This window comes from Campylobacter sp. RM9328 (genome assembly GCF_012978615.1).
The window spans coordinates 1-5,678 of the sequence record NZ_LIWF01000023.1 but is presented as its reverse complement, the minus strand read 5'-3'; the positions used below and the strand labels follow the sequence as shown (position 1 = coordinate 5,678).

The 5,678-nt window shown below is 40.6% G+C and carries 7 protein-coding genes and 1 pseudogene; 1 reads left to right on the top strand and 7 read right to left on the bottom strand.

The genetic code is table 11. The annotated features are described in order from the left end of the window. The 4 genes and pseudogenes from CCAL9328_RS10215 to CCAL9328_RS10200 all read right to left on the bottom strand — a co-directional run. Positions 1–280: pseudogene (locus CCAL9328_RS10215) on the bottom strand (phage late control D family protein); the annotation flags it as partial. Continuing rightward, complete coding sequence (locus CCAL9328_RS10210) at positions 274–468, bottom strand: tail protein X (RefSeq protein WP_170000587.1); 195 nt, start codon at positions 466–468, stop codon at positions 274–276. The gene CCAL9328_RS10210 and the pseudogene CCAL9328_RS10215, both read right to left, overlap by 7 nt. Then, positions 461–835: a phage tail protein gene (locus CCAL9328_RS10205; RefSeq protein WP_170000586.1), complete on the bottom strand. Its 375-nt coding sequence runs from the start codon at positions 833–835 to the stop codon at positions 461–463. The genes CCAL9328_RS10210 and CCAL9328_RS10205 overlap by 8 nt, the downstream gene beginning before the upstream one ends. Then, positions 835–3,132 (bottom strand): phage tail tape measure protein, encoded by a 2,298-nt coding sequence (locus CCAL9328_RS10200; protein WP_170000585.1) that lies wholly within the window; start codon positions 3,130–3,132, stop codon positions 835–837. Before CCAL9328_RS10200 ends, CCAL9328_RS10205 begins: the two co-directional genes overlap by 1 nt. Before the next feature lie 74 nt (positions 3,133–3,206). Here CCAL9328_RS10200 and CCAL9328_RS10195 point away from each other — a divergent pair, with 74 nt between their 5' ends. Further along, positions 3,207–3,467, top strand: coding sequence for a hypothetical protein (locus tag CCAL9328_RS10195; RefSeq protein WP_170000584.1), 261 nt, complete (start codon positions 3,207–3,209; stop codon positions 3,465–3,467). Positions 3,468–3,767: 300 nt separating this feature from the next. Here CCAL9328_RS10195 and CCAL9328_RS10190 read toward each other — a convergent pair whose 3' ends face one another. The 3 genes from CCAL9328_RS10190 to CCAL9328_RS10180 all read right to left on the bottom strand — a co-directional run. Further along, entirely contained in the window at positions 3,768–4,022 is a 255-nt protein-coding gene (locus tag CCAL9328_RS10190) for a phage tail assembly protein (protein WP_169938951.1), read from the bottom strand. Between the two features lies 1 nt (position 4,023). Then, positions 4,024–4,539, bottom strand: coding sequence for a phage major tail tube protein (locus tag CCAL9328_RS10185; protein WP_170000583.1), 516 nt, complete (start codon positions 4,537–4,539; stop codon positions 4,024–4,026). A gap of 12 nt (positions 4,540–4,551) precedes the next feature. Next, positions 4,552–5,678: phage tail sheath family protein (locus CCAL9328_RS10180; protein ID WP_170000582.1), on the bottom strand; the 1,127-nt coding region annotated here is incomplete at its 5' end.

Below are 5,678 nucleotides of genomic sequence, written 5' to 3'. Positions count from 1 at the left end.
CGGCAGTAGCTCTTACTTCCGTCGTGTTTGCCTTGTAATCACGCGTGGCTGTTTGCACGCTAAATTTGCCGCAATGGTAAAGATTGTCTTCATACCCAAGCCAAAGCTCTAAATTATCGCCGAACATCGGTTTAGCGTATATGCCGTTTACTACAAACGCTATCTCATCACTTTCGCTTCCCTCTTTATCCTCGTAGTTTAGGCTTATTAAATTAGCTTTGATTTTAGCTGTTATGTCGTTGCCTTTGGCAAGCAGCTTAAAATTTGGTACTCTTACCATAACGTTTTCTCGCTCTTTACCGCTTTTGCTTTTATTTCCGGTAAAAATACCTTATCGCCCGCTTTTAAAATGGTGTTTAAACGGCTGTTAAAAGCTAAAATTTCAGTGAAATTTTTTAATGTGCCGTAATGTTTATAAACGATAATATCAAGTCTTTCGCCGTCTTTAGCTATGTAAATTTTATCCATCATAGTCCCTTTTAAGCTCTAAATTAAACCCTTGTGTAAAAAATAGTCCATTGTCTGTAAAAACCGCTTGGCTCTCGCTTATTTTTGTTATTACAAACTTTCCTAGATATTTACCGTATCCTGTTACTAAAGGGTAGCTAAGCCCGGCACCAGCTAGAGCATAAAGCTCTTTTAGTGCCTCTTGCTTGTCGCCTTGATACGGCAAGGTGTGTCCGTCTATTTTTATACTTTCGTGTCCTAAATTTGCACGAAAGAGTGCAGGATAGTTTCCTATCCTTGCGTTTTCGCTAATGCCAAACTCACTCTCACGGCTTATGCCGTCCGTTTGCTTCCAATTAAATTTAAAGCCGCCTAGACTTAAAACCACTATTGCCCCCTTATATCTCTATTTTTCGCATTCATCTCATCAGTTTTTAAAGCTCTTTTTACGCTACTTACTAGCTGTCTTTCAAACTCACTCATGTCAAACACTCCGTTATTAGTGGCGATATTAAAGTCGCCGCTAAAATTTACATTTATTGTGGCTCCGCTTGTTGTCATGGCTACTGCCTGATATTGTGCGGCAGGGCTAAAGCTAGATGATATTAGTCCGCCGCCGCTACTAAATCCGCCATTTGGCGTATCATAGCTTTGCTCATCGCCACCAAGCCCCACCCAGCCAAGAGCTGTTTTAACTCCGCTTTTTATACCATCAAGTGCAGAGCCAACCCAGCTAAATTTCTCTGCCAGCCAGTTAAATAGCGGCTCAAATAGCCCCTTTATCCATTCTACGGGCTCTTGAAATACTGTTGCCATAAAATCAGCCACGCCACTAAATATTGCTTTCCACCCATCGGTTATAAAGCTAAAAAATGAGCCGACCTCGTTCCAAATCTGCTTTATGCCGTTGATTGTCGGCTCCCAAACAGGACGTAACCACTCTATAAATGCCATAAACCACGCCTTTACCTTATCCCAGTTTGCAATGATTATTCCTGCGACTACTGCGATACTGCCTAATATCAAACCCAAAGGATTAGCCATCATCGCCGCACTGATCGCTCTTATGCCGATAGCTAGAAATTTAAACGCTTTGCTTGCTGCACCAGCTGTAAATTTAAGAGTGTTTAGCGCTACGTTGTAAGCTAAAACAAGTGCTTTTCCCGCAACCCAAAAGGCACCTTTTATGAATTTACCCAAAGCTTTCATAGCAGAAGTTAGTAGCTTTGTCGTGGCCGTAAGTGCTTTCATCGCTTTGTCTTTTAGCCAAAGAGCAGCCGTTAGCCCCTTTAATTTTATAGTAGCCAGCGAGGCCTCAATCTTTAAGAGCAAAAACACGTTTTTAAGCCTTAATAGCCCGCCGCTTACAAAAGCCGCTGCATAACCTACGGCAGGTAAAATCACGGCAAAGCCCATTATAGCTACGCCAAGTCCGCTTATAATTTTACTTACGATAGGGCTTTTTTCGGTTAATTCGCTTAACCAATTTGACGCCTTAGCCAGTCCGTCTGCTAGAGTAGCAAGCGGTGGCAAAAGCACAGAGCCGATATTTACGCCTAAATTTTTAAGTGAATTTATAAGGCGTTCTAGGCTGCTTTTTGTAGTTTTTAGTTTAAGCTGCAACGCTTCATCTAGACTCTTGCTGCTATCTTGCTTTATAAGATTAAAGGCATTGCTTAAAATGTCTTTATTGACGGCTAGTGAGCCCAGATCGTCGCTAAATTGTTTGCCGAACATATCGGTTAATACGCCCATTTGCTCATCGCCTTTTACGCTACTAATGGCTAAAATAAACTCTTGCACTGCTTTTGAGGCATCTTTTTTTAACGCTATTTTTAGGTACTGAGCATCCAGCCCCATTCTGTTTAGAGCTTTATGAAATTTCTCCTCTTGTCCGTCTAAATTCGCTAGTGCGTTAAACATAGAGTTTAGCGCCGTAGATGCCACCTCAGGAGCTTTGCCTACGCTTAAAAGGCTGGCTCCAAGTGCCGCCGTGCTATCTGCACTAAGCCCTAAAATATTAGCGTTTGATGAAGTTCTATTTAGGATATTAAATAGCTCGCTTGATTTTACCATCGACATTTTATCGTCTAAAAAGTTCATCTGGTTTCCAAGCTTTTTAAGCTCTTTAACGCTTAGTTTAAAGTTGTTCATTACATAAGCGGCTGCATCGCCTGCGTCCTTACCGCTCATATCAAAGGCTACTCCCATCTTTAAGACTAGCTTTGTATAATCCATAATTTGATTTGCTTTTAAACCCTGCTGTCCGCCACTTGCCGCTATACTTGCAATATCCGCAAAGCCTACTCCAAACTGTGATGATAACTGCTTGATTTGGCTTCCCATGTTCTTAAATTGCTCATCGCTTTCAAACTCTATATATTTTTTAACATCGACCATTGCGCTTTCAAAGTCTATGGCGAATTTTACGGGCATGGATAAGGTTACGGCGGTAGCGGCTCGCTCCATAAACTGAGACCTAAAGCCGTCCATTTGTCTTTTTATGCCGTCAAGCTTTAAATTATTTACCTTAATAGCCTTTAAATCCTTCATCAAATGGCGCGCCTCTTTACCTGTTCCTTTAATAGAAAGTGCAAGCTTTTTCATAGATGCCCCGCACATATCGATATTAGCAAGCCCTTTAACTGCTAAATTTAAAGCTATGCCTACTGACGTATCAGCCATTTTTTGATCCTTTTTTGTTTTTATGTGCCATTGTCAAAAAAATATTGTATAATCTGCCAAAAAGAGAGGATAAGATGAATAGAATAAACGCCCAGCTTAATGCCGATATGTTTTTAAATAAAGCCTTTGCCGTGCTTATCGGTTTTGTTTTGCTATTTGCTTTTATAGACGAACCTTATGCACTGCTTTACTCTATTATCGGTGCTCCGTTTGCGGCACTTATTCTTTTTCCTTTAACCATCCCCCTATCTATACTTTGTTCTTTTATTTTTAAAAAGCTATTTAAGGGCTCATATAAAACCCTAACAAAGCTGTTTTTCATAACACGCTCTTAGCCTTTAAAATCTCTTGCGAGATTTTTACAAATTGCAAAAATTCGCTAATTTCCGTATCTAAAATTTCGTTATAACCGAAATTTAGGATATGGGCCACGAGGGCGCCGCCTGCTCTGTTTTAAACATCGCTACAGGCGTATTTACAAAAAAATAACCCCTACTCAGCCATATTTTTAGCCTTAACAATCTCCACGGCACGTTTTAAAAACTCCCCATATTCATCTAAGTAAAACTCCATTATCTCACTAAATGAAAAATGTAAAATATGAGCGATTATTGCAACCCCATCATAAGTCGGGGCTATGCTAAAAAACTACTCACCTCTTTTAAAATGGTCGCACAATCATTCGCTTCTAGCTCGTCAAGCTCAGCTTCGCTTAGGCAAGTTAAGCTACTTGCTAACCTAAATGTTAGCGTTGCTTCATCGCTCTTTGCCCCACTCATGGCAAACCTTAAATCTCTGCCTTTTGGATAGCGAATTTTTATCTCTTTACCATCGCTTAGCTTGATGACGCTATATTTATTACCTTTTTCTTCTATGATTTTCTTTTGCATATCACTCTCCTAAATTTGATCTAACTTTTGCCATGTAATCAACGCCTGAAATAAGGCATATCATGTTTTCTACATCCTTAACCACCATTGGCACGTTATCAATGTTAATGTCTAAGAAGTGAGCTGAGAGCTTTACACTTACTTCAACCTCTTTACCGCTTTCAAACTCGCTAACCTCCCAGCTTATGATATCGCCTGTTGCTGCCATTGAAAATGGCACAGGGTCGCCCTTACCACTTCTAAAAATAGAGGCTTTAAATAAAAATGGGATACGATCGGTAAATGAATTTAGTCCGATAGATACAAACTGGTTTTTATCAATCTTTGAAATTTTAAACTCAAGCTCGGTAGCTTTTAGCATACCAGTTGAGTAGTTTGTGCTTAAAGCACCTTTTGCCTCAACGGTTTCAAACTCAAGTGTTGGCACCTTTAAATTCTTTGTAACACCTAAATAGCCTTGTCCGTTAATAAAAACGTTGGCTTCTTGAATAACGTCCGGGATTTGTCGTTTTAACATCTTTTATCTCCTTTATTTATTTAAATCATCCATTAGCCGGCTCGAGTAGCTATCCACATAGATAAAATCTAGCGTTAGCTGTTTAAGTATCGGATTATTTTGCATTCTTACGTCTAGATAGAATTTACCTGCCGTAACCGTTGCATCCGTATTCTTTTCGCTCCAAGATAGCTCATATCCAAGCAATACCTTTGCACCTACAAGCTGACGTAAAAGCTCCTCGACGCTTCTTTTTGCGTGATAGAGTTGATCTGCCTTGCGGTCGATCGCAAAGAATACTCCCTTTTGAGCCGCCTGTGAAATGCGGTCAAATATCCTAACACGGGCTAGATCCTGCCAAATGGTATCTTGGTCTGATGTTTCACCACCCCAAGTTCTAAAGCCGCTCTCTCTAATGATAGTTGAGATATGAGCCGCCCTAAGCTCATCCGCCGTGCAAGTCTCACCCGGCTCATAATCTATATCATCGGCTAGTCCTACGACTCCGCCCATTACTCGGTTTGAGTAAGAGTCTGAATAGCCAAACTCGCTTGATCCGTCGGTATAAGCTATCATGCCGGCTATTCGTGCCGATTGCGGCGCGTAAGCATAATCGTTTGTTTCATCATCCCAAATTTTAACGTTTGGATAGGCTGCGATCAGGCGATTTGTGCCAAAGTCTTTCATCTTAACTATCGCTTCGCTTGCATTGTTTGCTTTTATATCTACGATACCCGTAGCCTTTAAGCGTTTTGCTACACTTTCAAGCTTTGCTTTTATCGCATCTTCGCCCGAAAACTCAGGGGCTATAATAATATTTGGGCGGTAGCCCGTTTGCACTTTAGCTTTTTCAAATAGTCCGATCGCATTTACGCAAGCTGAAATTTCATCATTTCCATCTTCGTCCTCATCTTTTGTAAAAACAGATAGGATAATCTGTGTATTTACAGCTTGATCTGAAATGGCACGTAGGGCTCTATAAATTGAGCCTTTTTTCTTGCTTTTATTCTCATCTTTTTTATAAAGCTCGTTTAATGCGTCTATCGCTTTATCTGTTGTCATAAAAAAGTGAAGTCCGTTTTCAAGCAGTTCTTCATGTCCGGCAATCCCGATAGGCGTCGTGCTTTCAACCTGAATCGGTCTTGCTGCCTCTGCGCTGA